The 26,247-nt window shown below is 43.9% G+C and carries 24 protein-coding genes; 14 read left to right on the forward strand and 10 right to left on the reverse strand.

The annotated features are described in order from the left end of the window. The first annotated feature begins 55 nt into the window (after positions 1–55). The 6 genes from RHM67_RS00145 (at position 56) to RHM67_RS00170 (ending at position 9,696) form a co-directional block, all read left to right on the forward strand. Positions 56–3,178, forward strand: a complete 3,123-nt coding sequence (locus RHM67_RS00145) for a TonB-dependent receptor (RefSeq protein ID WP_322229389.1) — start codon at positions 56–58, stop codon at positions 3,176–3,178. Between the two features lie 19 nt (positions 3,179–3,197). Next, positions 3,198–4,709 carry a RagB/SusD family nutrient uptake outer membrane protein gene (locus tag RHM67_RS00150; RefSeq protein ID WP_322229391.1) on the forward strand — a complete coding sequence of 504 codons (1,512 nt, stop codon included), beginning with the start codon at positions 3,198–3,200 and terminating at the stop codon, positions 4,707–4,709. An 18-nt stretch (positions 4,710–4,727) separates the two neighbouring features. Then, complete coding sequence (locus RHM67_RS00155) at positions 4,728–6,812, forward strand: hypothetical protein (RefSeq protein WP_322229392.1); 2,085 nt, start codon at positions 4,728–4,730, stop codon at positions 6,810–6,812. A gap of 8 nt (positions 6,813–6,820) precedes the next feature. Beyond that, entirely contained in the window at positions 6,821–7,714 is an 894-nt protein-coding gene (locus tag RHM67_RS00160; protein ID WP_322229394.1) for a PKD domain-containing protein, read from the forward strand. A gap of 8 nt (positions 7,715–7,722) precedes the next feature. After that, positions 7,723–8,760 carry a family 16 glycosylhydrolase gene (locus RHM67_RS00165; RefSeq protein WP_322229395.1) on the forward strand — a complete coding sequence of 346 codons (1,038 nt, stop codon included), beginning with the start codon at positions 7,723–7,725 and terminating at the stop codon, positions 8,758–8,760. Positions 8,761–8,832: 72 nt separating this feature from the next. Further along, positions 8,833–9,696 carry a glycoside hydrolase family 16 protein gene (locus RHM67_RS00170; protein ID WP_322229396.1) on the forward strand — a complete coding sequence of 288 codons (864 nt, stop codon included), beginning with the start codon at positions 8,833–8,835 and terminating at the stop codon, positions 9,694–9,696. A gap of 201 nt (positions 9,697–9,897) precedes the next feature. On the opposite strand, the gene RHM67_RS00175 is transcribed toward RHM67_RS00170, so the two are convergent. Together RHM67_RS00175 and gcvH are read right to left on the reverse strand one after the other, a co-directional pair. Beyond that, entirely contained in the window at positions 9,898–10,293 is a 396-nt protein-coding gene (locus RHM67_RS00175) for a VanZ family protein (protein ID WP_322229398.1), read from the reverse strand. A gap of 6 nt (positions 10,294–10,299) precedes the next feature. Continuing rightward, positions 10,300–10,680: a glycine cleavage system protein GcvH gene (gene gcvH, locus RHM67_RS00180; protein ID WP_322229400.1), complete on the reverse strand. Its 381-nt coding sequence runs from the start codon at positions 10,678–10,680 to the stop codon at positions 10,300–10,302. Between the two features lie 142 nt (positions 10,681–10,822). Here gcvH and RHM67_RS00185 point away from each other — a divergent pair, with 142 nt between their 5' ends. The 3 genes from RHM67_RS00185 to RHM67_RS00195 all read left to right on the forward strand — a co-directional run bounded on the left by RHM67_RS00185 (position 10,823) and on the right by RHM67_RS00195 (position 13,036). Next, complete coding sequence (locus tag RHM67_RS00185; protein WP_322229402.1) at positions 10,823–11,404, forward strand: DUF4142 domain-containing protein; 582 nt, start codon at positions 10,823–10,825, stop codon at positions 11,402–11,404. Between the two features lie 99 nt (positions 11,405–11,503). After that, on the forward strand, positions 11,504–12,520 hold the full coding sequence (locus RHM67_RS00190) for a Gfo/Idh/MocA family oxidoreductase (RefSeq protein ID WP_322229403.1): 1,017 nt from the start codon (positions 11,504–11,506) through the stop codon (positions 12,518–12,520). A 12-nt stretch (positions 12,521–12,532) separates the two neighbouring features. Then, complete coding sequence (locus RHM67_RS00195; protein ID WP_322229405.1) at positions 12,533–13,036, forward strand: TlpA family protein disulfide reductase; 504 nt, start codon at positions 12,533–12,535, stop codon at positions 13,034–13,036. A 74-nt stretch (positions 13,037–13,110) separates the two neighbouring features. Here the strand turns inward: RHM67_RS00195 and RHM67_RS00200 are convergent, their stop codons facing one another. The 3 genes from RHM67_RS00200 to RHM67_RS00210 all read right to left on the reverse strand — a co-directional run bounded on the left by RHM67_RS00200 (position 13,111) and on the right by RHM67_RS00210 (position 16,833). Next, positions 13,111–13,899 carry a succinate dehydrogenase/fumarate reductase iron-sulfur subunit gene (locus RHM67_RS00200; RefSeq protein ID WP_322229407.1) on the reverse strand — a complete coding sequence of 263 codons (789 nt, stop codon included), beginning with the start codon at positions 13,897–13,899 and terminating at the stop codon, positions 13,111–13,113. A gap of 84 nt (positions 13,900–13,983) precedes the next feature. Continuing rightward, entirely contained in the window at positions 13,984–15,918 is a 1,935-nt protein-coding gene (locus tag RHM67_RS00205) for a fumarate reductase/succinate dehydrogenase flavoprotein subunit (protein ID WP_322229408.1), read from the reverse strand. A gap of 135 nt (positions 15,919–16,053) precedes the next feature. Beyond that, entirely contained in the window at positions 16,054–16,833 is a 780-nt protein-coding gene (locus RHM67_RS00210) for a succinate dehydrogenase cytochrome b subunit (protein ID WP_322229410.1), read from the reverse strand. A 208-nt stretch (positions 16,834–17,041) separates the two neighbouring features. Here RHM67_RS00210 and RHM67_RS00215 point away from each other — a divergent pair, with 208 nt between their 5' ends. After that, positions 17,042–18,175 (forward strand): peroxiredoxin family protein, encoded by a 1,134-nt coding sequence (locus RHM67_RS00215; RefSeq protein ID WP_322229412.1) that lies wholly within the window; start codon positions 17,042–17,044, stop codon positions 18,173–18,175. 42 nt (positions 18,176–18,217) lie between these two features. On the opposite strand, the gene RHM67_RS00220 is transcribed toward RHM67_RS00215, so the two are convergent. Further along, a complete protein-coding gene (locus RHM67_RS00220) occupies positions 18,218–18,673 on the reverse strand; it encodes a GNAT family N-acetyltransferase (protein ID WP_322229415.1) in 456 nt (151 codons plus the stop codon). 141 nt (positions 18,674–18,814) lie between these two features. Here RHM67_RS00220 and RHM67_RS00225 point away from each other — a divergent pair, with 141 nt between their 5' ends. The 3 genes from RHM67_RS00225 (at position 18,815) to RHM67_RS00235 (ending at position 21,866) form a co-directional block, all read left to right on the forward strand. Next, positions 18,815–19,030 (forward strand): FeoA family protein, encoded by a 216-nt coding sequence (locus tag RHM67_RS00225; RefSeq protein WP_252758527.1) that lies wholly within the window; start codon positions 18,815–18,817, stop codon positions 19,028–19,030. 12 nt (positions 19,031–19,042) lie between these two features. After that, on the forward strand, positions 19,043–21,157 hold the full coding sequence (feoB, locus tag RHM67_RS00230; RefSeq protein WP_322229418.1) for a ferrous iron transport protein B: 2,115 nt from the start codon (positions 19,043–19,045) through the stop codon (positions 21,155–21,157). Between the two features lie 91 nt (positions 21,158–21,248). Further along, positions 21,249–21,866, forward strand: coding sequence for a SprT-like domain-containing protein (locus RHM67_RS00235; protein WP_322229420.1), 618 nt, complete (start codon positions 21,249–21,251; stop codon positions 21,864–21,866). Between the two features lie 62 nt (positions 21,867–21,928). On the opposite strand, the gene RHM67_RS00240 is transcribed toward RHM67_RS00235, so the two are convergent. The 3 genes from RHM67_RS00240 to RHM67_RS00250 form a co-directional block, all read right to left on the reverse strand. Further along, positions 21,929–22,183 carry a hypothetical protein gene (locus RHM67_RS00240; RefSeq protein ID WP_322229421.1) on the reverse strand — a complete coding sequence of 85 codons (255 nt, stop codon included), beginning with the start codon at positions 22,181–22,183 and terminating at the stop codon, positions 21,929–21,931. A gap of 46 nt (positions 22,184–22,229) precedes the next feature. Next, positions 22,230–22,490 carry a hypothetical protein gene (locus tag RHM67_RS00245; RefSeq protein WP_322229424.1) on the reverse strand — a complete coding sequence of 87 codons (261 nt, stop codon included), beginning with the start codon at positions 22,488–22,490 and terminating at the stop codon, positions 22,230–22,232. 146 nt (positions 22,491–22,636) lie between these two features. Further along, a complete protein-coding gene (locus RHM67_RS00250) occupies positions 22,637–24,613 on the reverse strand; it encodes an alpha-ketoacid dehydrogenase subunit alpha/beta (RefSeq protein WP_322229427.1) in 1,977 nt (658 codons plus the stop codon). Positions 24,614–24,671: 58 nt separating this feature from the next. Between RHM67_RS00250 and RHM67_RS00255 the strand changes: the two genes are divergently transcribed. Next, positions 24,672–25,520, forward strand: coding sequence for a DUF4198 domain-containing protein (locus RHM67_RS00255; RefSeq protein ID WP_322229430.1), 849 nt, complete (start codon positions 24,672–24,674; stop codon positions 25,518–25,520). A gap of 171 nt (positions 25,521–25,691) precedes the next feature. Here RHM67_RS00255 and RHM67_RS00260 read toward each other — a convergent pair whose 3' ends face one another. Next, entirely contained in the window at positions 25,692–26,240 is a 549-nt protein-coding gene (locus tag RHM67_RS00260; RefSeq protein WP_322229432.1) for a dihydrofolate reductase family protein, read from the reverse strand. Between the last annotated feature and the right edge of the window lie 7 nt (positions 26,241–26,247).

The raw sequence follows: 26,247 nt of genomic DNA on the forward strand, positions 1-26,247 counted from the left end.
CAACCAACCAAAGTCGTCCTGAACGACCTAATTAATTTAACCTAAAAATAAATCTATGCAATTAAAACTCAAGTTTTTTATGGGGATTGCTTTGCTTTTCTGTTTCGTTAGCCAGGGCTATGCACAAACCCTGCACCTAACCGGTAAAGTAACCCAAAAGGCGGACGGACAGGCATTGCCCGGCGCATCAGTAACCGTTAAAGGCACAACGATGGGCGTTGTTACCGATGTAAACGGTAATTACGCATTAAACATCCCGCAAGGTGGCGGGACAATCGTGGTATCATTTGTCGGCATGGTATCTGTTGAAAGAACAGTAACACAAGCCGGTACAGAAAACTTCACATTAGAAGACAACCCTAACAACGCGCTTAACGAGGTTGTAGTAATTGGTTACGGTACCCAAAAAGTAACTAAGGTATCCGGCGCTATCTCAACCATAAAAAGCACCGACATCCAAAGGCAAAACCCGGTACGTGCAGAAGAGGCCATACAGGGCCGCGCCGCAGGTGTTACGGTTATACAAGGCGGTACGCCGGGCTCGTCGCCAACAGTGGCTATCCGTGGTATCCCTTCTTACGCGGGTTCAGCCCCGTTGGTAGTTATTGATGGTGTGCAACAATCACTGGCCGATCTTAACTCGGTAAACCCGATAGATATCGAATCTATCAGCGTACTTAAAGATGCGTCTGCAACCGCTATTTACGGTGTTAAAGGTGGTAACGGTATTATTGTGGTTACTACCAAAACCGGTAGAAAGAACATGAAACCCGAACTTACTGTTAACAGCAGCTACGGTGTGCAGGAAATAGCACGTTACATTGGCGTTTTAAATGCAACCGAATATGGCGCAATAGTAAACGAAGGCAGCGTAGCATCGGGTGGTAACGTTATTTTCCCTGACCTGACCACTTTAGGTGTTGGTACCAACTGGCAAAAAGAGGTGTTTAAAACCGCTCCTTTACAACAACATACCATTGGTGTACGTGGCGGCAGCGAAACTGTAAACTACTTTTTATCGGGTGGTTACACCAGCCAGGGCGGTATAGTTGGCGGCATCGATAAATCAAGGTTTGATCGTGGCAACTTCACGGCGAACATTGATTTCCAGATGACGAAAAAACTTAAACTTACCCTGAACACTACTGGTGTAATTTTAAACTCCAAAGGCATCCAGGAAAACTCGTTTAACAGTGTAATTGGTAGCGCGCTTAACTTCGACCCAACGGTATCAGTTTTAAATACCGATCCTAACAGCGTTGGTAAATACGGATACAGTAATTTGATCCTGTCTGAGGTTTACAACCCGCTTACCAAACTGGATAACACCTACAACAAAAGCCTTGGCAGTAAATTGTACGGTAAGTTTGAGGCACAATACGATATTTTAAAGAACCTGAAATTAACCAGCAGGTTTGGTTATACAAAGTATGATGCTAATAGCAAAGGCTTTACCCCGCTTGTATTTTACGGCCCGCTTAACGTTGATAATAGCATGAATGCCGATGGATCTACCGTGATAGATAAGCATAACAGCGTAAACCACGATAAGGTGAGCAACTTTAACTACACCTGGGAAACATTTGCCAACTATAACTTTAAAGTAGCGGAGGACCATACCTTTGAAACGGTTGTTGGTTTCTCACTGGCGAAAGAATCTGGTAACGCGGCCGGTGTAAACAGGCAGGATGTACCCTTCAACTCTTGGGAGTTTGCAGATTACAGCGCGGCAACAGGTACCAACACAGCTACCAACCCAAGCGCAACAGGCGGTTATTACTATCAGTACTTTAAACGCAACATGTCGTTTTTTGGTAGGTTGAACTACGATTATAAAGAGAAATACCTTGCATCGTTCACCGCGCGCCGCGATGGCTCAACAGCTTTTGGTGCCGATAACAAGTTTGCTAACTTCTTTTCCGGTTCGGTGGGTTGGGTTGCCAGTAAAGAGAGTTTCTTTAATGTACCTGCTATTAATTTCTTAAAAATTAGAGGTAGCTACGGTACTGTAGGTAATGATAACACACCAACACAGGCTACCACTATCATCACCGGCGGCCCTGATTATGGCCCTACTGCAAACAGCAATGGCTATAACTTTAGCAATGTGTTCTATCCGGGGTCTACCTTAGGTACTACAGAAAACAAACTATTAGGATGGGAAAGCCAGAAACAAGCTAACGTTGGTTTCGACCTTACCATGTTTAATGGCAAATTAACCGTTACTGCCGATTATTACGAAAAACGTGTTGGCGGGTTGTTATTCCAACCGGCAACAGTTTACACAGGCGGCACAACACCGGTACCGGCAGCTAACATCGGCTCAACCAAAAATAACGGGGTAGATATATCTATAGGCTATAACGAAACTATTGGAAACGGGTTTAAACTAGGTAACACTTTTAACATAACTACAGTAAAAAGCGTGGTTACCGCAACCAATACTGATGGCACCGCCAAAATATTTGGTGGCAGCTACTTCAACGGGCAGTCGCAACAGGTAACCGTATTTGAAAAAGGCCAGGCACCTGGTTATTTCTATGGCTACAAAACAAATGGTTTGTTCCAGAACGCGGCTGAGATAGCAGCAGCGCCAACTCAAACAGGCGCTCAACCGGGCGATATCCGTTTTGTGGATGTTAACGGCGATGGTGTAATAAATGCCGCCGACCGCACCAATATTGGTAACCCGTTCCCTAATGTTATTTTGGGATGGACGCTATCAATGAGTTACAAAAACTTTGATTTTAACGCGTTCACTTATGCATCTATCGGTAACGATATTTACCGTGCTTACGAGCGTAATGCCAACTACACCAACAAATTCCGCGGTGTGCTTGCAAGATGGACCGGCGAAGGAACTACTAACGATGCCCGCAACCCAAGGTATTCATTTACCGATGCTAACAGCAATATCCGCGCGTCAGACAGGTATGTCGAAGATGGTTCATTCGTGAAGATCAAAAACATCCAGTTAGGTTATACCTTCCCTCGCATAATGCAGAGCAAAGTATTTAAAAGTATAAGGATCTACGCGCAGGTTCGTAACGCTGCAACATTCACCAAGTACTCCGGCTACGATCCTGAGATCTCCGGCGGTGTGCTTGATACCGGTGTTGACCGTGGCGCATACCCGCAGCCAAGAACATACAGCATGGGCCTTGACATTAAATTATAATTCATTAATAAACAATACGATGAATAAAAGATATATAAAGCTAATTGCGATGGTCCTGTTGCTGACCTCGTTCACAGCATGTAAAAAATGGGTGGAGAATAACCCGCACGACAGGTTCCTGGTTACCGACCTTGACTACCTGAAATCAGAAACCGATTACCGCACCATGGCTGTCAGCGTTTACTCGCCGGTGCAGTGGTTAAACCAGGCGGTAGTTGTGGGCGATATCGCATCAGACAACTCTGTAGCCGGTGGCGAAAGCGCATCAGATGTTTTAGCACTACAGCAAATAGATGATTTTACGCTAACATCAACAAATTCAACCTTACTTGACTTGTGGCAGGTTGCTTACGAAGGTGTTAACAGGGCTAATTACATGACCCAGTATAAAGACAAAAACAAAGCAGGCGAAACCGTGAACTTTAACGGTAAGGATGCCCTATACGCCGAGGTTTACTTTTTACGCGCTTACTACTACTTTACCTTAACAAAAATGTGGGGCGATGTGCCATTGTTTATTGATAAGCGCCTGGATAACAGCGCCGCCAAATCGTTAACCCGCGCACCTAAAGCTGTAGTTTACGCGCAGATAGAAAAAGACCTTAACGCTGCCATTGCTGCTTTGCCAACTACGCAAAGCCAAAAAGGCCGCGTAACTAAATATGCTGCACAAGCTTTGTTAGGTAAAGTTTATCTGTACGAAAATAAATTCACCGAGGCAGCATCAGTGTTAGACCAGGTTATCACCTCGGGTGCCTTTAGTTTGGTTACCAATTACGCTTCTATCTACTTAGCAGCAGGCGAGAACGGCCCTGAGTCGGTATTTGAGATCCAGTACACAAACGGTTCGCCATACTACAACTGGGGTGGTGCAACACGCGGCCAGGGTAATTATGCGGTTCAGCAGAACGGCATCAGGGGGTTAAATGGTATTGGCGGTATGCCATATGCAGCCGGCTGGAGCACTAACTTGCCAACGCAAAACCTTGCCACAGCTTACTCAGCCGGCGATCAGCGTAAAGCAATAACAGCTTTCAACATCGAGGATTACAAAGCCGCACATCCCGAATATAATATCAGCTACCAGGTAGCGCCTTACAAAAACACAGGTTTATACAATGGTAAATACTTACCACGTAAAGGTGAAACATCCGGCCAGGTAGAGCTTAACTATCTGAACAACTTTAGAGTGTTAAGATATTCTGAAGTATTATTACTGGCTGCCGAAGCAAACAACCGCTCTACAGCGCCAAACGATATTAAAGCACAAGGTTACCTAAACCAGGTACGCCAACGTGCATTTGGCGATGTTGCGCATAATATAACGGCCACAGGTACTGCTTTAAAGCAAGCCATTTGGGACGAAAGAAGACTGGAGTTAGCCATGGATGGCGACCGTTTCTTTGACCTGGTTAGAACAGGGCAGGCCGCTAATAAACTTACAGGTTTTATTGCCGGTAAGCACGAAGTGTTCCCTATACCGCAGGAAGAAATTAACGTTACAGGTTTAACACAAAACCCGGGCTACTAAACCTTAAAAATCAAGATCATGAATGCAATAAAATATTTTTTGAGCATAACCCTTTTACTGGCTGTGATAACAGGCTGTAAAAAGGAAAAGTTTGATGACGTATCGTTCGTCAACAACGTAGCAGACCCTGCAAAAATATCGGTATTGTTTGATATTACGCAAGACAATACCGGCTTGGTAACTATTACCCCTAACGGCGAAGGTGTATCTACTTTTGATATTTACTACGGCGATGACGGCGAAACATTTGTAAAAGTAGCCGCTGGTAAAAACATCCCGCATAAATATGCCGAGGGCGTATATAAAGTTAAAATTGTTGGCCATGGCATCTCCGGCAAAACTGCCGAAGTTAACCAATCGCTTACGGTATCGTTTAAGGCCCCGGCAAACCTTAAAACAACCATCACAACCAATGGTTTAGCGGTAACAGTTGGCGCAACTGCCGATTATGAAACCATGTTCCATGTATATTACGGTGACGAGGCAACGGCAAACCCCGAGCCTTACGACTCGTTCCTGCAAGAGCAAACCGCCACACACAACTACCCTAAGGCAGGTACTTATACCGTAAGGATTGTAGCTTTAAGTGGGGGTGTTGCAACAACAACCGCAGAGCAAATCATTAAGATAGGAAAACAGGCTGACTTGCCTTTGGCTTTTGATGATCCTAACTTTGATTACACTACAATCGATTTTGGTAACAACCAGTCGGCAGTAGCTACCGATCCGGTAAATAACGCTAACAAAGTGCTAAAAATCACTAAACCAACCGGTGCCGAAGTATGGTCTGGTACAACTTTAAGTACCGCAACAGGTTTTGCAACTAAAGTTCCGGTTAGCACGCTAAATTCTAAGATGACCCTACGCATATATTCACCCGCGGCAGGCTTAACTATTAAATTAAAACTGGAAGATCATACCAATGATAAAAAATCGGTAGAAACAGATGCTAAAACTACGTTGGCAAACGCATGGGAAACATTGACATTCGATTTCAATAACCCATCGCCAACCACACAGGCATTGAATGCGGCTAATACTTACGATAAAGCTTCAGTATTCTGTGACTTTGGTACGCCTGGCAGCGGTAAAGTATTTTACATTGATGATGTGCAAATGGCTATCCAGATTGCACAAATAAACTTGCCGGTTACGTTTGATGCACCAAATACCAACTATACCGTTATCGATTTTGGTAACAACGTTACTGTTGATGCTAATGACCCAACCGTTGCATCAAATAAAGTTAAAAAGACAACCAAACCTAACGGTGCCGAAGTGTGGGCAGGTACTACAATTGGCACCCCAGCTGGCTTCTCTGCTAAAATTCCGGTAACTGCATCTTACGCTAAAATGAGCATGCGTGTTTACTCACCGGCGGCAGGCCTGCACATCAGGTTAAAAATTGAAGACCATAATAACCGTAATATCGAGGTAGAAACGGAGGCCATCACTACAGTTGCCAACGCTTGGGAAACCTTGACGTTCGACTTTACCGCACCGTTTGCAGGTACCCCTGCGCTTAACGCGGCAAATACTTACGATAAGGCATCCGTGTTCTTTGATTTTGGTACAGCAGGTAACGGCAAAGTGTTTTATTGGGACGACGTGAAATTTGTACCTCAACCTTCATCAATATTAGGTATCCCGCTTGATTTCCAGTCGACAACCCTAAACTATGCCTTTACCGATTTCGAAGGTGGTGCTGTTACAGTTGTAAATAACCCATCGGCAACCGGTATTAACACCAGCACCAAGGTTGCTAAAATGGTAAAAAATGCAGGTGCCACATACGCAGGTAGCTACATAACCCTTGCAGGCCCTATCGACTTTACCAAGAAAACACTTAAGATGAAAGTTTACTCGCCTAAAGTGGGTGCCAAAGTGTTGTTAAAGGTAGAGAACCTTACCGATGGCAATGTTGGCTTCGAGAAAGAAGTACTTACAACCAAAGCAAATGCATGGGAGGAGCTAACCTTTGATTACAGCGCTATCAACACTGCAAAATCGTATCAAAAAGTAGTACTGATATTTGATAACGGTAACGTGGGTGATGGCTCGGCCAACTTTACCTACTATTTTGATGATATCACCCTTAATTAATTATAGAGATGAAAATTAATATAAAAGCATTATTAACCATCTGTTTGGCAGCCGCTATCATTGCAATAGGCTGTAAAAAAGAGAAGTATTCGTTCGGTAATATAGTTACCCCAACAGATGTAACATTAACCACGGCCATCGAGGGTGTCAACACAACCAACCCGGATGGTGGCGGCTCTGGTAAAGTAACTATTACTACAGCCGGTACCGGCGCCATATCATACAAAGTTGATTACGGCGACGGCATTATCGAAATTGTTCCGGGTGGGGATAAAGTACATAAGTACTCTGCCCCCGGTACATTCGATTACACCATCACCGCTACCGCTATTGGCACAGGTGGTGTAACCTCTACCGTCAGCAAAAAGATAAGGGTATTTGTATCGTTTGAGATCCCCGCTGCAATTATGCAAAACCTAACCAATGGCGCATCTCGTACATGGGTTATAGACCGCCTTACACCAGGCCACGTAGGTGTTGGCCCGGCAGATGGTTATACACCAAGCTACTACGCAGCCGACCCTAACCAGCGTGCCGAATGTTTGTATGACGATGAGATAACCTTCAGCAAAAATGGCGCAGGCATTAATATGGTTATCAACAACAAAGGTCAATCGTTCTTTATTGCAGGTGCTACTGTATTTTACGGTAAAGCAGGCGGCGACAACTGCTATGATTTTGATGCCACAGGCACTAAAAAGCTTGCTTTTATGGATGCTACATCGGGCTCAACATCGGCAAACTCTACACGTATACAGTTTGTAGTGCCGGATAAGGGCTTAATTGCATTTGGTACGGGTGGTAATACTTACGAGATAATGGAACTTACCGAAACTACCATTACCTTACGGAACATTGGTATCGACGGCCTTGCCTGGTATCAGAAATTTAAAGTTAAATAATAAAAGATATGAGAAGAATTAACGCTTTTTTAATAATAGCACTGGTAGTCTTGTTTACCAATTGCTCTAAAAGTAATGATACCGGCGGCAGCGCTACTGCAGGTATGCCAACCAACCTCAGTGTAACACCAACCGTAAGCACTGATAACAGTGGCACGGTAACATTTGCGGTAACTGCCGACAATGCGGTATCCTACGAATTTGATTTGGGTAACGGTGTTTTCCAAACAAACACAACAGGCAGTTTAACCTACAAATACCCGGTAGCAGGTACTTATAATGTTAAGGTTACTGCCAAAAGTTCAACCGGTAAAACAAGCGCAAAAACCATTTCGATTAATGTTTCGGCAAGCGAAGCTTTGATCTGGTCTGACGAGTTTAATACCGCGGGTGCGCCCGATCCGGGCAAATGGGGTTACGATATAGGTAACAACAATGGCTGGGGTAATAACGAGTTAGAGTATTACACCAACCGTTCTGATAACGCTTCGGTATCAAACGGCACTTTAAAGATAAACCTGAAGAAAGAGGCCTACAATGGTTTCGGTTACACTTCGGCAAGGCTGTTAACCAAAGGCAAGTTTGCCTTTAAATACGGCCGTGTAGAGGTGAGAGCGAAGCTACCTACAGGTGTGGGTACCTGGCCTGCAATATGGGCGCTTGGTGGTAATATAGATAACACCCCATGGCCTGGCTGTGGCGAGATAGACATTATGGAACACGTAGGTAAACTGCAGAACACTATCTTCTCTACCATGCATTACCCCGGCCATTTTGGTGGCGGTGGCGTTGGTAGTACTACACAAAACCCTACTGCATCTACAGCGTTCCACGTATACAGCATGGATTGGACACCAACGGCTATGAAGTTTGCCATAGATGGAGTCGTTTTTTATACCTTTGATAACAGCGCCGACAAGCCGTTCAATCAGGATTTCTTCCTGATATTGAACGTAGCTTTTGGAGGTAATTTTGGCGGCCCAGCGGTTGACCCTAACTTTACTGCCGACGCCATGGAGGTAGATTACGTTCGCGTTTATAAATAATCAATTAAAACAGATAGAAAGGCCATTTAACAATGGCCTTTCTTCATACATGCTATTCCCCTAATTAAAATCATGCTTTATAAAAAGTATATTTATTTTGCGGCCTTAACGGCAGCAATAACTATTGCTGCGTCGTGTTCGTCGGTTAAGCAAGCGCCGGTAGTAAGCAACTCAAAAGGCAACGTGATCTTCTTTGACGATTTTTCGGAAAGTAAGATCGACCGCTCCAAATGGAGCCCTATCATTACCGGTTTCCACACCAACGGCGAATTGCAGGCCTATGTAGATTCGTCTGCAACCGCTTATATCGAAAACGGGGTGCTGGTTTTAAAGCCTCAATACTCACCTAACTTTAAAACAATCGATAATCAGCAGTTCGATTTTATATCGGGCAGATTTGTTACCAAAGGTAAATTTGATTTCACTTATGGCACAGCCGAGGCGCGTGTTAAGGTCACGGCAGGCGATGGCTTGTGGCCTGCCTGGTGGATGCTGGGCAATGGCATGTGGCCAAATGATGGCGAAATTGATATTATGGAATTTATTGGCGAAGCCGACTGGGTAAGCGCGGCGGTACATGGCCCAGGCTATAGTGGCGAAACCCCATTTGTAAATCGCAAATATTTTGATAAAGACCATGACGCCACCCAATGGCATGTTTACGGTGTAGACTGGACACCCGAAGCGCTTGTTTTTAAATACGATGGAGTGCCGATGTTCCGCGTTACCCGTAAAATGGCCGGGCATTATGGCAAGTGGGTTTTTGATAATAAGCAGCACTTGATCCTCAATTTCGCGGTAGGCGGTATTTATCCTTTCAAAATAAACGGTATAAAAAAGCCATACTACGGCCTGTCGGAAACATCCTTAAACAAGATAAAAAATGGCGAAGCCAAAATGTGGGTAGACTGGGTTAAGGTAACCCAAAATAAATAAGAGGCATGCCCCTGCTAAAGTAAAAAGCCTTTCGGATGAAGATCTGAAAGGCTTTTTTAATGTCAAACCATAAAAGGTTAAACTATAGGTGTTTTTTTAAAAGGAGACTTGACGCTCCCAAAATGCGGACAGTTACAATCCTTTTTAAAAATACCGCATGATGATAGCACAACAGTTAATGTTGCTATCGCAAATATGTATTTAACTTTTTTCATGATTTAGCGCGTTACTGATTATCAATACTCCAAATACACCCATACACCCACCAATAGCATCAGCTAACAGGTCGTTCCAGTCACCGCTGCGCCAGGTAAAAACCCGCGTTTGCAGCACTTCTATTAATGCGCCATAGCTTATTAATACCATCGTGTTCTTCATAGCTACCTCTATCCGGATGCTGCGGGTGTTCCATTTACGGATGCTGCCCGCGCAATATAAAATGGAGAGCACGAAAAACAAACCACAATGCACCAGTTTATCAAACCCCTGAAAAAACATTGGCGAATTGCCAACACTGCCAAGCGGCACCGCACATATTATTAAAATAAAAAGGGCCCACAAAATTGCAGGCCCATAGTATCTTAGTGTGTTTTTCATTTAAAATTAGTGGCCAATAACGCCTTTGTACGCATCAGCATCCAAAAGGTTTTCTGCATCAGCAGCATTGGTAATTTTTATCTTCACCATCCAGCCATCACCGTAAGGGTCGCTGTTCACCAACTCAGGCTGGCTATCCAGTTTTCTATTCACTTCAAGGATGGTACCATCAAGCGGCATAAACAGGTCAGATACCGTTTTAACGGCTTCTACCGTACCAAAAACAGATTCTTTGGTTACATCCTGCCCAACAGTATTAATGTCGATGTAAACAATGTCGCCTAATTCGCCTTGTGCAAACTCGGTGATACCGATGTAAGCCTCGTCGCCTTCAACCCTGATCCACTCGTGGTCGCTTGTGTATTTTAACTCTGCCGGAAAATTCATATCTGTTAATTTATGTGCTCAAAAATAATAAAACTTTAAGGTATAACAATAATATCATCAACAAACTATAAGTGCAGCTATTAAAACTATTTGGCGTAATAGTTGTTGAATATTAACTATAAAAACTAAAAATATCTACAAAATGAAAAAATTAAGCTTAGTGGCAATGATGGCTGTTGCAGCCCTATCATTCCAGGCGTGTAACAACACCGCAAAAGACAGTAAAGAAACTGCTGACAGTGTAAACGCTGTTAAAGATACAACCACCAATGGCTCTACAGGTATTGCTGTTGTTGCAGGCGATGCAAAATTTGCAACTGATGCAGCTAACGCGGGTATGACCGAAGTAGCTGCAGGTAAAATAGCTGCCGAAAAAGCTATTAACCCACAGGTTAAAGAGTTTGGTGCCATGATGGTTACCGACCATACTAAAGTGAACGAAGAGTTAATGGCTATCGCTAAAACTAAAAACATTACTTTACCAACCGCACCCGATGCTGATCACGAAAAAATGTTGACAGATCTATCTGCAAAAACAGGTAAAGATTTTGATAAAGCTTACGTTGACGCAATGGTTGACGGCCACAAAAAAGTAGCATCGATGTTAGAAGAGGCTTCTAAAAACTGCAAAGATGCCGATTTAATGGCTTTTGCTACCAAAACATTACCAGCTGTAAAAATGCACTTAGCTAAAATTGAAGCTATCCAAAAAAGCATGAAATAAGCTTAGGTTATTTTATATAGAAAGGGATGGGCGCATGCTTATCCCTTTTTATTTTAGATAATTTATGTTGCTACATCATATTATGATAAATTTACCACCATGCAAGCACCAATAGTTACGGGCTTAATGGCCTATGGTATGTCGGGGCGTATATTTCATGCGCCGTTCATCAGCACCAATCCCGGTTTTAAATTGAAAGGTATTGTGGAACGAACCCACAAAAAAGCCGCGGAAATATACTCGGAAATTAAAAGCTACAGATCTATAGATGAGTTACTGGCCGATGGCGAGATAGAACTGGTTGTTGTAAATACTCCAAGCAACCTGCACTTTGAGCACGCTATGCTGGCCCTAAAAGCCGGTAAACACGTACTGCTCGAAAAACCTGCAGCCGCAACATCTGCTGACGTAAAAGAACTTTTTGATACCGCCCGTAAGTTGAAAAAACACCTGATGGTTTATCAAAATCGCAGGTTCGACAGCGGCTTTTTATCAACCAAAGAAGTGATTGAAAGCGGCCGTTTAGGTAACCTGATAGAAGTTATTTTCCGTATGGATAGATACAAGTCTGCCATCGGTATAAAATCATTTAAAGAAACGAAAGGCGTACCCGCCGGAGGATTGGTTTATGACCTCGGCGCGCATTTGGTTGATAATACCATTGCCCTGTTTGGCAAACCATTATCTTTCACCAAAACCACGGGCATTTACCGTGAGGGATCTGAAGTGCCCGATTATTTCCATTACCATTTGATATACCCAAACCAACTGAATGTTTACCTAACATCGGGTTTGCAGATAGCAGGTGATACCCCGGGCTTTTGGGTGAATGGAACGCTGGGCAGTTTCATCAAAAACCGAAGCGATGTACAGGAAGCACAATTGGATAAAGGCATGATGCCAACCGACCCTGCTTACGGCATTGAACCTGCCGGTAGCGAAGGACAATTAACTACTGTTGGTATAGATAATCAGAAGATAACGGAGTTGATCTCATCGGTTAAAGGCGATTACCGCCAGATATTTGATGCTGTTTATCATACAATACGTAATAATGCGTTATACCCTATAACAGAAGAACATATTGCCTGGCAATTAGAACTACTGGAAGCATAATTAACATTCTCAATGTCGATACAACAAATGAAGAAATTTATATTTTTATTATTCGCGGTAGTAGCCGGTTTTGGATGTACACAAGCACAAACTCAAACTATACCGCTTACAATTCCACCATATAAAATACTAACAACTAAAGATCAAAACCTTACACCGGCAGACCTGGTAAAGAACAAACCGGTAATGATCATTTATTTTGCGCCGGACTGCCCACATTGCCAAAAACTGGTCAATGACATGAAGCCGTCAATGGCTAAGTTTAAAAACATACAGGTGGTAATGATAACCTTTACCGATATACGTATGGTTAAAACCTTTGAGAATGATTACGGCTTAAAAGCATATCCAAACTTTATTTTAGGTACCGAAGGTTACACCTACACTGTACAGCGCTTTTACAAGCTTCAACATACGCCCTTCGTGGCCATTTATGGTAAAACCGGCCAGTTGGTGCAGTCATTTGAAAAACAACCCGAAGCGAGCGATCTGCTAAAGGCGATCAAGAAAATTTAAGGGCGAGGTGCCCTTCATAACAAAGCCCGGCTGCAGATGCAACCGGGCTTTGTTTTTGTTAAATCTTATCTGAATTATTCGCCGCCGGTATGGTCGTGCGCATGTTCTTCGCGGAATAGTTTGGCGCTGAAGAAATCGTTGTTCATAAACGCGATATTGTTGAGGGTGATCTCTTTCGGGCATTCTGCCTCACAGGCACCGGTATTTGTACAGTTACCAAAACCTTCTTCGTCCATTTGTGCAACCATCGCTTGTACGCGGCTGTAACGCTCTGGCTGGCCTTGTGGTAATAAACCAAGCTGAGTAATTTTAGCCGAGGTAAACAACATGGCTGATGCGTTTTTACATGCAGCAACACAGGCACCGCAACCAATACAAGTAGCCGAGTTAAAAGCCTCATCGGCAATTACCTTAGGGATAGGGATGATGTTGGCATCGGGCACACCACCGGTGTTTACCGATACATAACCACCAGCCTGTTGGATGCGGTCGAAAGCAGAGCGGTCTGTCGCCAGATCCTTCACTATCGGGAACGCGGCCGAACGCCATGGCTCGATAGTGATGGTTTCGCCATCGCTAAAGGTACGCATGTGTAACTGGCAGGTTGTAATAGCCCTCTTGGGACCGTGTGGACGGCCGTTAATATATAACGAACAAGACCCGCAAATACCTTCGCGGCAGTCATGATCAAAATAAATAGGCTCCTCGTTCTTGCGGGTAAGGCTTTCGTTCACCACGTCAAGCATTTCCAGGAACGACATATCCGGCGAAATATTTTCGGCCTTATAGGTCACAAACTTACCCGGTGTTTGTGTGTTTTTTTGGCGCCATACTTTCAGCGTCAGGTTCATATGTCCACTCATGTTTGTTTGAGATTGGAGAGTAGTTGATTAAGTTAAGTGGTGTGTGGTTAAAAACCATTCTCTATTTACTCAATCAACCATTCTCTATTTATAACTACGTTGTGTTAACTTAACATTTTCAAAAATCAACTCTTCTTTGTGCAGCACTTCTTCCTGGTTTTCACCGGTAAATTCCCATGCCGATACAAAAGCAAAGTTGTCGTCATCGCGTAAGGCTTCGCCCTCTTCAGTTTGCGATTCCAAACGGAAGTGGCCACCACATGATTCGCGACGCTCTAAAGCGTCGGTAACCATCAGTTCGCCAAGTTCGATAAAATCGGCAACACGGCCTGCTCTTTCAAGGGCAGCGTTCACTTCTTCGTTTTCGCCGGTTACGATAGCATTCACCCAAAAATCAGCTTTTAAGGCTTTAATAAGGGCTTTAGCTTTGGTAAGGCCTTCTTCGGTACGTGCCATACCACAGTACTCCCAAATAATATGGCCAAGTTCGCGGTGGTATTCAACAACAGTTTTGTTACCTTTTAAGGCAAGTAGCTTGTTGTTATAGGCTATTACATCCTTTTTGGTTTGCTCAAAGGCAGGGTGGCTGGTATCAACCTTTTTAGGGCCAATAGTGGCTAAGTAATCACCTAAAGTGTAAGGGATAACAAAGTAACCGTCAGATAGCCCCTGCATCAAAGCAGATGCACCAAGTCGGTTTGCACCGTGGTCGCTAAAATTACACTCGCCCATAGCGTAAAGCCCGGGTATGGTTGTGCTTAAGTTATAATCAACCCAAAGGCCGCCCATGGTATAATGCACTGCTGGGTAAATACGCATTGGTTGCTTGTACGGGTTCTCATCCGTAATTTGCAGGTACATGTCAAATAAGTTGCCATATTTGGCACGTACGGTGTCTTCACCTAAACGTTGTATAGCTTCGGCAAAATCAAGGTAAACGGCTAAACCTGTTGTACCTACCCCTTTGCCTTCGTCAGATATTTCTTTAGCGTTACGTGATGCCACGTCGCGCGGTACAAGGTTACCAAAAGATGGATATTTTCTTTCCAGGAAGTAATCTCTGTCCTCTTCTTTTACCTGAGAAGCGGTGATTTCTTTCTTTTGAAGTTTTTGCGCTGTTTCAACCGTTTTTGGCGCCCAAACACGCCCATCATTACGTAACGATTCAGACATCAGCGTAAGCTTGCTCTGGTGATCGCCGGTAACCGGGATACAGGTTGGGTGAATTTGGGTGTAACACGGGTTAGCAAAGTAAGCACCACGTTTGTGTGCGCGCCATGCTGCGGTTACGTTAGATCCGATCGCGTTTGTTGACAAATAGAAAACGTTACCGTAACCACCAGTCGCTAAAAGCACTGCGTGGCCCTCGTGAGTTTCTATCGCGCCGGTTTTTAAGTTACGGGTAACAATACCCTTTGCATGGCCGTCAACCACAACCACGTCAAGCATCTCCGTGCGGGTGTACATTTTTACTTTACCTAAATGGATCTGGCGGTTTAATGCCGAGTATGCCCCTAAAAGTAATTGCTGACCTGTTTGGCCACGCGCGTAAAACGTACGTGATACCTGCGAACCACCGAACGAACGGTTATCAAGCAAGCCCCCGTATTCGCGTGCGAATGGTACGCCCTGTGCAACACACTGGTCTATAATATTTACCGATACCTCAGCAAGGCGGTAAACGTTGCCTTCGCGGGCACGGTAGTCACCGCCTTTAATGGTATCATAAAACAGGCGATAAACGCTATCGCCATCGTTTTGATAATTTTTTGCAGCGTTAATACCACCCTGTGCAGCAATAGAGTGCGCACGGCGCGGGCTATCCTGGAAGCAGAATGACTTAACGTTATAACCAAGCTCGGCAAGTGATGCCGCTGCAGAGGCACCGGCCAAACCTGTACCAACAACAATAACATCGTACTTACGCTTATTGGAAGGGTTAACCAGCTTTAAGTTAAATTTATGCTTGCTCCATTTTTCGGCTAATGGGCCTTGCGGAATTTTCGCATCTAAACTCATTTCTTTTATTTTAGAGGTAAGAACCAAGAGACAAGAATCAAGATATTTGATGTTGCCTTTCCTTTCTTCCCTTTGCGTTTTTAAATTTATTAAATACGTTGTCTTGAATCTTGACTCTTATAGTCTTGATCCTTTTTAAAGGCTCTTAATGTAATATATAATTGGCATCAGGGCAAAGCCTACCGGTATAATAACCGCGAATAGCCAGGTGCCAAAAAAGTAAATGATTGGCTTGTACTTTTTATGTACCCAACCCAAGGTGTGGAACGCACTTTGGAAACCATGCAGCAAGTGGAACGATACTGCGCCCATTGCAATTACGTAGAATGCAACATACCACCAATAGCTAAAACTGTGCTGGATACGCGCATGCAGATCCTTTACACGAACGATCTCTATATTATTTTCTGTAGAGATCGAACGCTCAAAATCGGCAACCTCCGGCTTGTAATCAGAAACGGTTGTTTGGTTAGTTGCCAGGTTGGTGCGGTACTCTTTAAAGCCCAGGATGTTGTTGTACTTGTAGGTAAACCAAAAATCGCCCATGTGGATCACGATGAACAACAGCAGGATAGAACCCAGCAAGCCCATGTTTTTTGACGACCACGATGCATCAGATTTGTTATGCACAGCATAACCTACCGGCCTTGCCCTGCGGTTTTTAATGGTTAACACCAAAGCGTAAACAGCATGCACAATTATAGCCAGGTATAAAAGGTAAGCTATCACCTCTATGGGAGGGAAATGCGTTAAGAAGTTTGCGTAACTATTAAATGCAAAGCCGTGGTCGTCCTTAAATAACAAAAGGTTACCGCCAAGGTGCACAATTAAAAAAGTACACAAAAACAAGCCAGTTAAAGCCATTATCAGCTTCTTTCCCAGTGATGAGTTAAAGGTTTGTTTAAATTCGCTCATTATTGATCAGATTTATTTAGACAAAAGTACCAAAAGATAGAAATGGTTTCGACTTAAAGCAGGGATATTGGCTATTTAGAAACAGTCTAAGGAACTTGCGTGCCAATTGATTTATCCATCATAATAATTTTACACGCTAATGCTGATAAATTGATTCAACATCAAATATATTTCAATAATTTAGTAGCATCCTATCACACTTAATATTATGAAATATTTTTACTACTTCGCGCTTGTCCTATTAATATCCTCATGTGAACCACAAGCCAAATTAGAACTTAATTTTAAAACCGGAACTGTTAAAAACGGCACCGTTATCCTAAACCTGGTTAACCAAACGCTTTTTAGCCAACCCATAAAGGATGGCAGCGCTACCCTTAACAAGCCTATTGAAAAACCGGGCTACTATACAATATCTATTATCGATAGTGATAAACCGCTGAATACAAAACAAACCTTCGAATTATATTTAGAGAACGGCACATACAACATCGAAACCAAAGTTAATGGTCTTTATCCTGCAGTTACATCGGCATCTAAAACCCAACAGCAATTATCCGACTATTATAAGGTAGAGAATGAAATAGCCGGGGCGCTAAATAACACCATCAGCTCGGGGTTGGGTTTTCTTGAATCGAGCGAGGCACGCAACCAATCGCCAAAAGAACACTCTGCTCTTATTGTAAAAACGCGCGGCTACCAGATCCAACGCCGCGAAATGGAGCCAAACATCTTGGATGCCTATATGACCAAACATCCCAATAACGTTGTTGCGGCCCATATTATGGCGCAACAATACATGGATGAGTTTCCTGAGGAATATGGCAACCTGGGTAAAAAACTAACCGCCGAAGCCAAGAATACTGACGAAGGTTTAAAAGTGACCGACAAATTAAATGTATTGGTTAAATTATTGCCGGGATCTGATGCGCCCGAAATTTCAGGGGTTACTACAGATGGCAAATCGTTTAAAAGGAATAGTTTAAAAGGTAAAGCAATACTGGTAGAGTTTTGGGTGGCCAACAGCCAGCTGAGCGAAATGAACCATTCCCGGATCTTGAACGGGCTGATCATTGGCGACAGGGATAAAAATAAATTTGGGGTGGTAAGTGTTTCTACCGATACCGACCAGGCTGTTTGGAAACGCGCTGTAAAAAAAAGCAACCTAACCTGGCCACAGGTAGCCGATTTTAAAGGCGATGCCTCGCCAAACGTTACTAACTGGAAAATAACTAAAGTGCCTTCGTACTTTTTGGTTGATCCAAACTGGAAGATCATCAAACCTAACATCGATATACTCGACGTGGACGACCAGGTACACGAATATTTTAACAAGCACTAAACAAAAAGCCCTTTAGATTTTCACTAAGGGGCTTTTTTATAATTAAGCATTTGGCTTCATTACCATTTCTACGTGTTCTATCCCATCCTCATCATATCGCTCCCCCCCGGCAACAAAACCTAACGACTCGTAAAAGGGCAACGCGTAGGTTTGCGCGCCAATGCGGATATCTGCAGGGCCAAAAAGATTATAGCAGCTCCGGATAGATAATTCCATTAACTTTCTTCCTAATCCGCTGCCCCGTGCCTCCGGCGAGGTTATTACCCTACCTATTGATACTTCGGCATATGATAAACCTGCGGGTACCAGCCTGCTGTAAGCCGCAAGTTTATTATCAGCATAAACTAATACATGGTGGCACTTTTGGTCTTTATTATCCTGGTCTAAAAACACACAGTTTTGCTCTACCACAAACACTTCGCTGCGCAAGCGAAGCAGTTCGTATAGTTCGTCCACATCCAGCTCTGCAAAGGGTTTTATTTCGTGTGTTATATTCATAGCGTATTTATTAATATAGCAAATTTAAATTTTATAGATCACGTTTTATCCTTAAGCCATCCAAATTTTACAATCCACGTTTAATCCCTTATTTGGATTTGTTTTAAATAAGCTTACATTTGTGGTCTAATATTTACGCAGATGACGCTTGAAGAGCTAGGAGTAGGAGAAACAGGGATAGTAAAAGAATTTACTGATCTGGAGATGTCTGTTAAGCTAATGGAAATGGGTTGCTTGCCGGGCGAGGCCGTAAGGGTATCGCGCATTGCACCCCTAGGCGATCCTATCGCTATCCATGTATCGGGCTACCAACTAAGCCTGCGTAGATTTGAAGCATCAACCATTATTTTGCAATAGTATTCTCAGCATTTGAAAGCCGATATCAGAGTAGCGCTTGTAGGAAATCCAAATACCGGTAAATCCACGCTATTTAATGCATTAACCGGGTTAAATCAAAAAATAGGAAATTTCCCGGGGGTTACTGTTGATAAAAAAATTGGTTACAGCCAATTGCCCGATGGCCGCCGTGCCGAAATAATTGACCTTCCCGGTACATATAGCCTCTACCCAAAAAGCCGCGACGAATCTATCGTGTTCTCGGTTTTGGCAGAGAAAAATACCGATCTTACGCCCGACCTGGTTATTGTTATAATTGACGCTACCAACTTAAAACGCAATCTGTTGCTTTATACCCAGGTTGCCGACCTGAAGATACCTGTGATAATCGCCCTGAACATGATGGACATGGCGAAAAAGGCGGGTATCAGCATAGAAATAAATAAACTGGCCGAAAAACTTGGGGTGCCCATTATCACGGTATCGGCACGTAAGTTAGAAGGTATCGACGAACTGAAGACCGCTATATCATACGCCAATAAATTTGCCCTGCAGCAGGATAGCATCGATGTAAATTCGATAGCGCCGGGTATTATCGAAAGCATTAGTAAAGAGTTCGGGACAGATAACCCTTATTTTGCCCTTCAACTGGCCCATCAGCACGAAACCCTAAAGTTTTTAACCCCAGCACAAAGCGAACGCATTGAGGAACTGGAAAAAGAGCATGGTTTCCATACCCAAAAAGCGCAGGCAAGTGAAACTATTGCCCGCTATAACTACATTAACGACCTGCTTTACGATACCGTTAAAACGCCCGTAACGGCGCATGATGAATCGATAAGTAATAAGATAGACAAAGTGCTTACCCACCGGGTGTTTGGCTTTGTGATTTTTATTGGCGTGTTGTTGTTCATGTTCCAGTCTATATTTGCCTGGTCGGCGTACCCGATGTCGTTGATAGAAGACCTTTTTGTGTGGATACAAGGAGGTTTGCGCCACGTGTTGCCCACCGGCCCCCTTGCCGACCTGCTGATAGATGGTGTAGTTGCCGGCCTTAGCGGTGTAATGGTATTTATTCCGCAGATAGCCATCCTGTTCGCCTTTATATCTATACTGGAAGATACAGGCTATATGTCGCGCGTTACATTTATGATGGATAAGATCATGCGTAAGGTAGGGCTTAATGGTAAATCGGTAGTGCCGCTGATAGGTGGCTTTGCCTGCGCCGTGCCATCCATCATGAGTACCCGTACCATCGAAAACTGGAAGGACAGGATGATCACCATAATGGTTACGCCACTGGTAACCTGCTCCGCACGTTTGCCGGTTTATACCTTATTAATAGCGCTTGTAGTACCCAATAAAAACGTTTGGTGGATCTTTAACCTGCAAGGCCTTGCCCTAACGGGGATGTACGTGCTTAGTTTGGTATCAGCAGTAATCGTAGCTTATGTGATGAAGTTTGTACTAAAGGCCCGCGAACGGGGTTACTTTATTATGGAGCTGCCCGTATACCGCATGCCGAGGTGGAGCAACGTGCTATTCAGCATGTATGAGCGTGCAAAAACATTTGTGCTGGAAGCAGGCAAGGTGATCATAGCCGTATCCGTGATACTTTGGGTGCTGTCATCATACGGCCCGGGCGACCGCTTTAAAAACATTGAACAAAAATATCAGCAGCCACAATACACCAAAACCATGACTTCGGATAGTCTGAAGCGCGTTATATCTACCGAAAAACTGGAGAACTCTTATGCCGGTGTTTTAGGCCATGTAATTGAGCCGGTTATTAAGCCTATCGGCTTCGACTGGAAAATAGGGATAGCACTAATCACCTCCTTCGCCGCCCGTGAAGTATTTGTAGGTACCATGGCGACCATTTATAGCGTAGATGGCGACGCCGACAGGATAGATTCCGTACAGGATAAAATGCGTAACGCCCGTAACCCCAATACCGGAGGACCTGTATTTACACTCGCGGTTGCCTTTTCATTAATGATGTTTTACGCCTTTGCTATGCAATGCGCCAGCACCGTTGCCGTTGTGTACCGCGAAACCAAAGACTGGAGATGGCCAGCCGCACAATTCGCTTACATGACCATTTTGGCTTATGGGGCGGCTTTTTTGGTGTATCATTTGTTGAAGTAAACGAAAAGCTTTTTGTCAGTGTATTTTAAGCTTTCAGCTTTGGTCTTTTCGCTTTCAGCCTAAACCGTTATCTTTGATACAGAGGTAAAAATTGGATAAAGTAAAAGTATTAGAACAGTATCTTCCGCCACATGCGGCACCGCTTATTGGCCGCTGGATAGATTACTTTAAATGCGAATTTAAAATTTCGCGCAACCGCGGCACCAAGTTTGGCGACTACCGTGCGCCCTACGATGGCAAAGGCCACCGCATTTCGGTCAACTTCGACCTTAATCCATACGCTTTTTTGGTGACCACCGTACACGAGTTTGCGCACCTGCACACCTGGAACGAGCACAAGCAAAAAGCCAAACCACATGGCAGCGAGTGGAAGAACAATTTTAAGAAGATGATGCAGCCTTTCTTCGAGAAGGATGTGTTCCCGCCGGATGTAAAGCAGGCCATTACCAGCTACCTTAACAACCCCGCCGCATCCAGCTGCTCCGACCTTACGCTGTACCGTTCCCTGCGCAAATATGACCCGCCGAAGGAATCTGTCCACACGGTAGAGAAGCTGCCTATAAAGGCCATATTTAAGCTCAAGGATGGCCGTGTGTTCCGTAAGGAAGAGAAACTACGTAAGCGTTACAAATGTGTGGAGATAAGCACGCGCAGGGTTTATTTGTTTAGCCCTGTAGCTGAGGTGGAGGTAATAGAAGAAGGTAGCTAAAAGATGCCATGGTAAAAAGGGTGGTTTTTATGCTGGCCCGCCAATAACTACAATTGATGGCATTATAAAGCGTTTAGCTGCCTAATGGTTTCTTCTAATAAACGGAGGTCATCGGTTAATTCTTTTTTAACAATGAATTTTGCCCCGCTTGTAAATTCCTTTACAAACAAATTGCCCTGCATCGTTTCGGGATATTGTTCATCACGATAGAATATTGGAACTCCTGCTTTTAGCATTTGTTCAGCTCCCCAACCTGCACCTTCGTCAATCACTTTTTGGTTGGGGTCTTGCGCGTATATTTCCTCTAACGTTAGCATAATACTAAGTTACCTAAAATTTCAACAAAGTATTTTACTCTAACTCTTAATTCGATTTTGCCAACCGCTCCTTAATTCGATCGTTAATATCAGATGTTTCCTCGAAAAATGATTTGGGGTCGCCCCAGTAATAAAATTTACTGCCTTTAAACTTGATACAGAAGATATTAAACAAGCGTTTCTCTACGCCAATGAAGATCTTAGAAGAAATCTCTTTCTTGAAAAAAAGTTTCTCAATTATAAAAGCGTCACTATTGTATTTAATATCGCTAAATGCGTAATAGATAAGATTAATCAGGCTTATCATTATTAGAATAACCAGCCAAAATCCAAGTGAAGATCCAATAAAACAATTAGCAATAATTAATAAAACAGAAAATATAGCCAGCAAAATTTGATTAAACTTATTAGTTCTAAGGCCGAGTGAAATATATTCCTCCATCATACCTCGCTCTAAAATTTCAACAAAGTGTCCATCACTTCTGCTAACCGTGCTTTGGCCATAAACTGGTCTTCCAGGGCTTTATTCATGGGGATGGCGGTATCCAGGCTGGCGCAGCGCATTACAGGGCCATCAAGGTATTTAAAGCAATTTTCGCCTATGTAGGCCGCTATTTCGCCGCCGAAGCCGCTGGTGAGGGTATCTTCATGCAGTACCAGTACTTTTGATGTTTTCTTTACGGTTTTAATAACCGCTTCTTTATCCCACGGCTGCAGGCTACGCAGATCAAGGATCTCTATAGATTGGTCGGGATGATTATCGGCGTACTCAATAGCCCAGTGTACACCCATACCAAAGGTAATGATACTTGCTTTGGTACCTTCGCGCACCACGCGGGCTTTACCAATTTCTACATAGTAATCATTGTCGGGCACATTACCGCTCATGCTGCGGTACAGGTTTTTGTGCTCAAAGTAGATCACCGGGTTAGGATCATCCACTGCCGACATCAACAACCCTTTGGCATCATCCGGGAAGGCGGGGTAAACCACTTTAAGTCCCGGTGTTTTGGTGAACCATGCCTCATTAGTTTGCGAATGGAACGGGCCTGCGCCGCTACCACCACCTGCCGGCATGCGGATCACCACATCAACCGTTTGGCCCCAGCGGTAATACGTTTTGGCAAGGTTGTTTATGATCTGGTTAAAGCCGCAGGTAACAAAATCCGAAAACTGCATTTCCACAATAGATTTATAGCCATTGATAGCCAACCCCATTGCCGTGCCCACAATACCCGATTCGCAAATAGGCGTGTTGCGGATGCGGTCTTTACCAAATTCTTCTAAAAAACCCTGGGTTATTTTAAATGCGCCGCCATATTCGGCAATATCCTGGCCCATGATCACCATATTTTGGTGCATGCGCATACTTTGGCGCAAACCATCGCTTATGGCATCAATGTAGCGCTTATTGGTGCTCACTTCTGATACGGCGTGCCTTGGCGTGTTAAACAGGCGGTACATGGCCTGTTCTTCGGTTTGTACATGCGGTATAATATCGGGTTCGCTGAAAACCTTTTCAACTTCAGTATCTATTAGCGTGGTAAATTCATTTCTTAAATAGGGCACCCATTCTTTGCGTAGTACACCTTCATCAAGCAGGTACTTCTCAAAATTGTCAAGCGGGTCTTTCAGTTTCCATTCTTCAAATAATTCCTGCGGGACGTATTTTATGCCTGATGCTTCCTCGTGCCCGCGCATGCGGAAGGTCATACATTCTATAAGTACCGGCCTTGGCTTCTCGCGCATTTCGGCGGCAAGCTCGCTTATGGTGTGGTAAACTTCCAGCACATTGTTGCCGTCTATTTTGCGGCCTTCTATCCCGTAGCCTATTGCCTTATCTACAATCGAAGCGCAACGGTATTGTTCGTTAGTGGGAGTGCTTAAGCCGTAGCCGTTATTCTCCACCAAAAATATAACCGGCAAATCCCAAACGGCGGCAATATTTAGCGCCTCGTGGAAATCGCCTTCGCTGGTTGCGCCTTCGCCGGTATATACCAGGGTAACGTTTTTATTATTCTTTAATTTATCTGCCAGGGCAATGCCATCTGCCAGGGCCAGCTGCGGGCCAAGGTGAGATATCATCCCGATGATCTTAAACTCTTGCGTGCCGAAATGGAAGGAGCGGTCTCGGCCTTTTGTAAAGCCCGATGCCTTGCCCTGCCACTGGGCCATTAAGCGCGAAATTGGGATATTGCGGGTTGTAAATACACCCAGGTTGCGGTGCATGGGCAGGATATATTCCCCGTCATTTAAAGCCATTGTACTGCCCACGGCAATAGCTTCCTGGCCTATGCCCGAGAACCATTTGCCAATACGGCCCTGCCTGAGCAGGATTAACATCTTCTCTTCAACCAGGCGAGGCAATAACAGTTTCTTATAAAACGTTATCAAACCATCGTTATCTATCTTTTTCCGGTCAAATATCATCGGGTAAAGCTAAGAAGTTTTTAAAACTTTGTATGTTTGAGCAATCCATCTTTTCGCCATGAAGCACTTCTACGTTAAAATCCTTATAATGTTCGCGTTTATCAGTTTGGTATCTTTTATACCAGATCACTTTTTAATGCCCGAAAACTTTTACCTGCACAAAGGCGGTAAGTTTAACCTGCATTTATTATCGGGCGAAAACCTGGTAAAAGAACGCGAAGTACCCTACACGGCCAAGCAAACCACCAAGTTTATGATCTACGAGGGATCTAAAAAAACCGACCTCGCGCCTATTACTAAAAACAATGCTACACCGATATTGAATTACACCATCCAAAACAGCGGTTTAGTATTGGTACAAATGAACAGCAACGAGTTAAATGAGATACCCCGCGAAGATTTTTTGCCATACCTAACAGAACAGGGTTATGATGAAATTGCCGATAAGCTTAAAAACAGCAATGCCTTAAACTTTACCGAAAAATATAACCGTTACCTAAAAACGCTTATTACGGTTGATGACCCAAGCGGTAACGCCTACGAAAAAGTATTGAACGATGATTTCGAGATCATCCTGAAAAAGAACCCATACAAGTTAAACTACGGCGATGATATTACAGCGATAGTGAATTTTAAAGGCAAGCCATTTACCGGTCAGGTAATGCTTTATATCCGTACAGAATCGGGCAATGTATATCCGCAAAAACTGGCGAGCGACGCGGCAGGTAAGGTTTATTTTAGCGTTAGCCGGGAAGGTGTTTATTTGTTGAGGGCAACCAAGTTTGAGGCATCAAAAGGCAAACAGGCCGATTACGAATCGTGGGTGGCCAGCTACACCTTCTCGTTCAGCAACCGTAATGATGCGCCAAATACTTACAAAGAGTTTGGGTTTGGCGATAAGCACTAAGAATCCCATTCTATTTTTTGGCTAAAGCCGGATAGTTTTTGTTCGTTATTCGTTGGCTAAAGCCAACGGCAATGATTGATACAAATAACCCCTAAAAATCTACAGTTCATTGCCGTCCCATTTATGGGACGGATACAAAAACCGGAAAAATGGGGCTTTAGCCCAAATAATCTACCCTAAAAACAGCAGCTTCTCCGGGTCAAACCAGGGCATTAGTTCGTAGCGTACCTGCAGCAGGCCGGTGTCATAGGTTTTTTGGTCGATAAAGTTTAGGCCAACGCGGCTTTCAATATCTTTAAATAGTGGTTTGCCACCGCCTAATATAACAGGGTGAATGGAGAGCAGGATCTCGCTCACCAAACGTTTATTCATAAAAGTGGATACCAGTTCGGCACCACCAAAGAGCCAGATGTCGCCGCCATCAGTGTTAATTATTTCATCAACAGTCTTTCTAAAGTCTGCAGAAGCTATCACCCGAAAAGTTTCGCCCGGTTCAAGAGCGATGGTATCCGAGAACACATAAATATCCTTTACGGGGAACATGCCTGCATCCACTCTTATCATCTCGAAACTTTTACGGCCGATGAAGATGGCATCGGTATGGCTGAAGAATTCTTCCATGCCGTAGTCCTGGTCGGCAAGGCACCAGTCGTACTCGCCGTTGGGGCCTTCAATAAAACCATCGAGGCTCACGGCCAGGTTCAAAATTACTTTACGCATAAGGGAT

Source organism: Mucilaginibacter sp. 5C4 (genome assembly GCF_034345625.1).
Lineage (GTDB): Bacteria > Bacteroidota > Bacteroidia > Sphingobacteriales > Sphingobacteriaceae > Mucilaginibacter > Mucilaginibacter aurantiaciroseus.

What these genes read in the sequence shown, in the direction of transcription:
- RHM67_RS00215 (WP_322229412.1), top strand. Translation starts at nt 17,042, where the DNA reads ATGAAATATTTTTACTACTTCGCGCTTGTCCTATTAATATCCTCATGT.
- RHM67_RS00205 (WP_322229408.1), bottom strand. Translation starts at nt 15,918, where the DNA reads ATGAGTTTAGATGCGAAAATTCCGCAAGGCCCATTAGCCGAAAAATGG.
- RHM67_RS00225 (WP_252758527.1), top strand. Translation starts at nt 18,815, where the DNA reads ATGACGCTTGAAGAGCTAGGAGTAGGAGAAACAGGGATAGTAAAAGAA.
- RHM67_RS00195 (WP_322229405.1), top strand. Translation starts at nt 12,533, where the DNA reads ATGTCGATACAACAAATGAAGAAATTTATATTTTTATTATTCGCGGTA.
- gcvH (WP_322229400.1), bottom strand. Translation starts at nt 10,680, where the DNA reads ATGAATTTTCCGGCAGAGTTAAAATACACAAGCGACCACGAGTGGATC.
- RHM67_RS00155 (WP_322229392.1), top strand. Translation starts at nt 4,728, where the DNA reads ATGAATGCAATAAAATATTTTTTGAGCATAACCCTTTTACTGGCTGTG.
- RHM67_RS00160 (WP_322229394.1), top strand. Translation starts at nt 6,821, where the DNA reads ATGAAAATTAATATAAAAGCATTATTAACCATCTGTTTGGCAGCCGCT.
- RHM67_RS00255 (WP_322229430.1), top strand. Translation starts at nt 24,672, where the DNA reads ATGAAGCACTTCTACGTTAAAATCCTTATAATGTTCGCGTTTATCAGT.
- RHM67_RS00185 (WP_322229402.1), top strand. Translation starts at nt 10,823, where the DNA reads ATGAAAAAATTAAGCTTAGTGGCAATGATGGCTGTTGCAGCCCTATCA.
- RHM67_RS00170 (WP_322229396.1), top strand. Translation starts at nt 8,833, where the DNA reads ATGCTTTATAAAAAGTATATTTATTTTGCGGCCTTAACGGCAGCAATA.
- RHM67_RS00260 (WP_322229432.1), bottom strand. Translation starts at nt 26,240, where the DNA reads ATGCGTAAAGTAATTTTGAACCTGGCCGTGAGCCTCGATGGTTTTATT.
- RHM67_RS00145 (WP_322229389.1), top strand. Translation starts at nt 56, where the DNA reads ATGCAATTAAAACTCAAGTTTTTTATGGGGATTGCTTTGCTTTTCTGT.
- RHM67_RS00200 (WP_322229407.1), bottom strand. Translation starts at nt 13,899, where the DNA reads ATGAGTGGACATATGAACCTGACGCTGAAAGTATGGCGCCAAAAAAAC.
- RHM67_RS00245 (WP_322229424.1), bottom strand. Translation starts at nt 22,490, where the DNA reads ATGATAAGCCTGATTAATCTTATCTATTACGCATTTAGCGATATTAAA.
- RHM67_RS00240 (WP_322229421.1), bottom strand. Translation starts at nt 22,183, where the DNA reads ATGCTAACGTTAGAGGAAATATACGCGCAAGACCCCAACCAAAAAGTG.
- RHM67_RS00250 (WP_322229427.1), bottom strand. Translation starts at nt 24,613, where the DNA reads ATGATATTTGACCGGAAAAAGATAGATAACGATGGTTTGATAACGTTT.
- RHM67_RS00150 (WP_322229391.1), top strand. Translation starts at nt 3,198, where the DNA reads ATGAATAAAAGATATATAAAGCTAATTGCGATGGTCCTGTTGCTGACC.
- RHM67_RS00210 (WP_322229410.1), bottom strand. Translation starts at nt 16,833, where the DNA reads ATGAGCGAATTTAAACAAACCTTTAACTCATCACTGGGAAAGAAGCTG.
- RHM67_RS00175 (WP_322229398.1), bottom strand. Translation starts at nt 10,293, where the DNA reads ATGAAAAACACACTAAGATACTATGGGCCTGCAATTTTGTGGGCCCTT.
- RHM67_RS00190 (WP_322229403.1), top strand. Translation starts at nt 11,504, where the DNA reads ATGCAAGCACCAATAGTTACGGGCTTAATGGCCTATGGTATGTCGGGG.
- RHM67_RS00165 (WP_322229395.1), top strand. Translation starts at nt 7,723, where the DNA reads ATGAGAAGAATTAACGCTTTTTTAATAATAGCACTGGTAGTCTTGTTT.
- RHM67_RS00220 (WP_322229415.1), bottom strand. Translation starts at nt 18,673, where the DNA reads ATGAATATAACACACGAAATAAAACCCTTTGCAGAGCTGGATGTGGAC.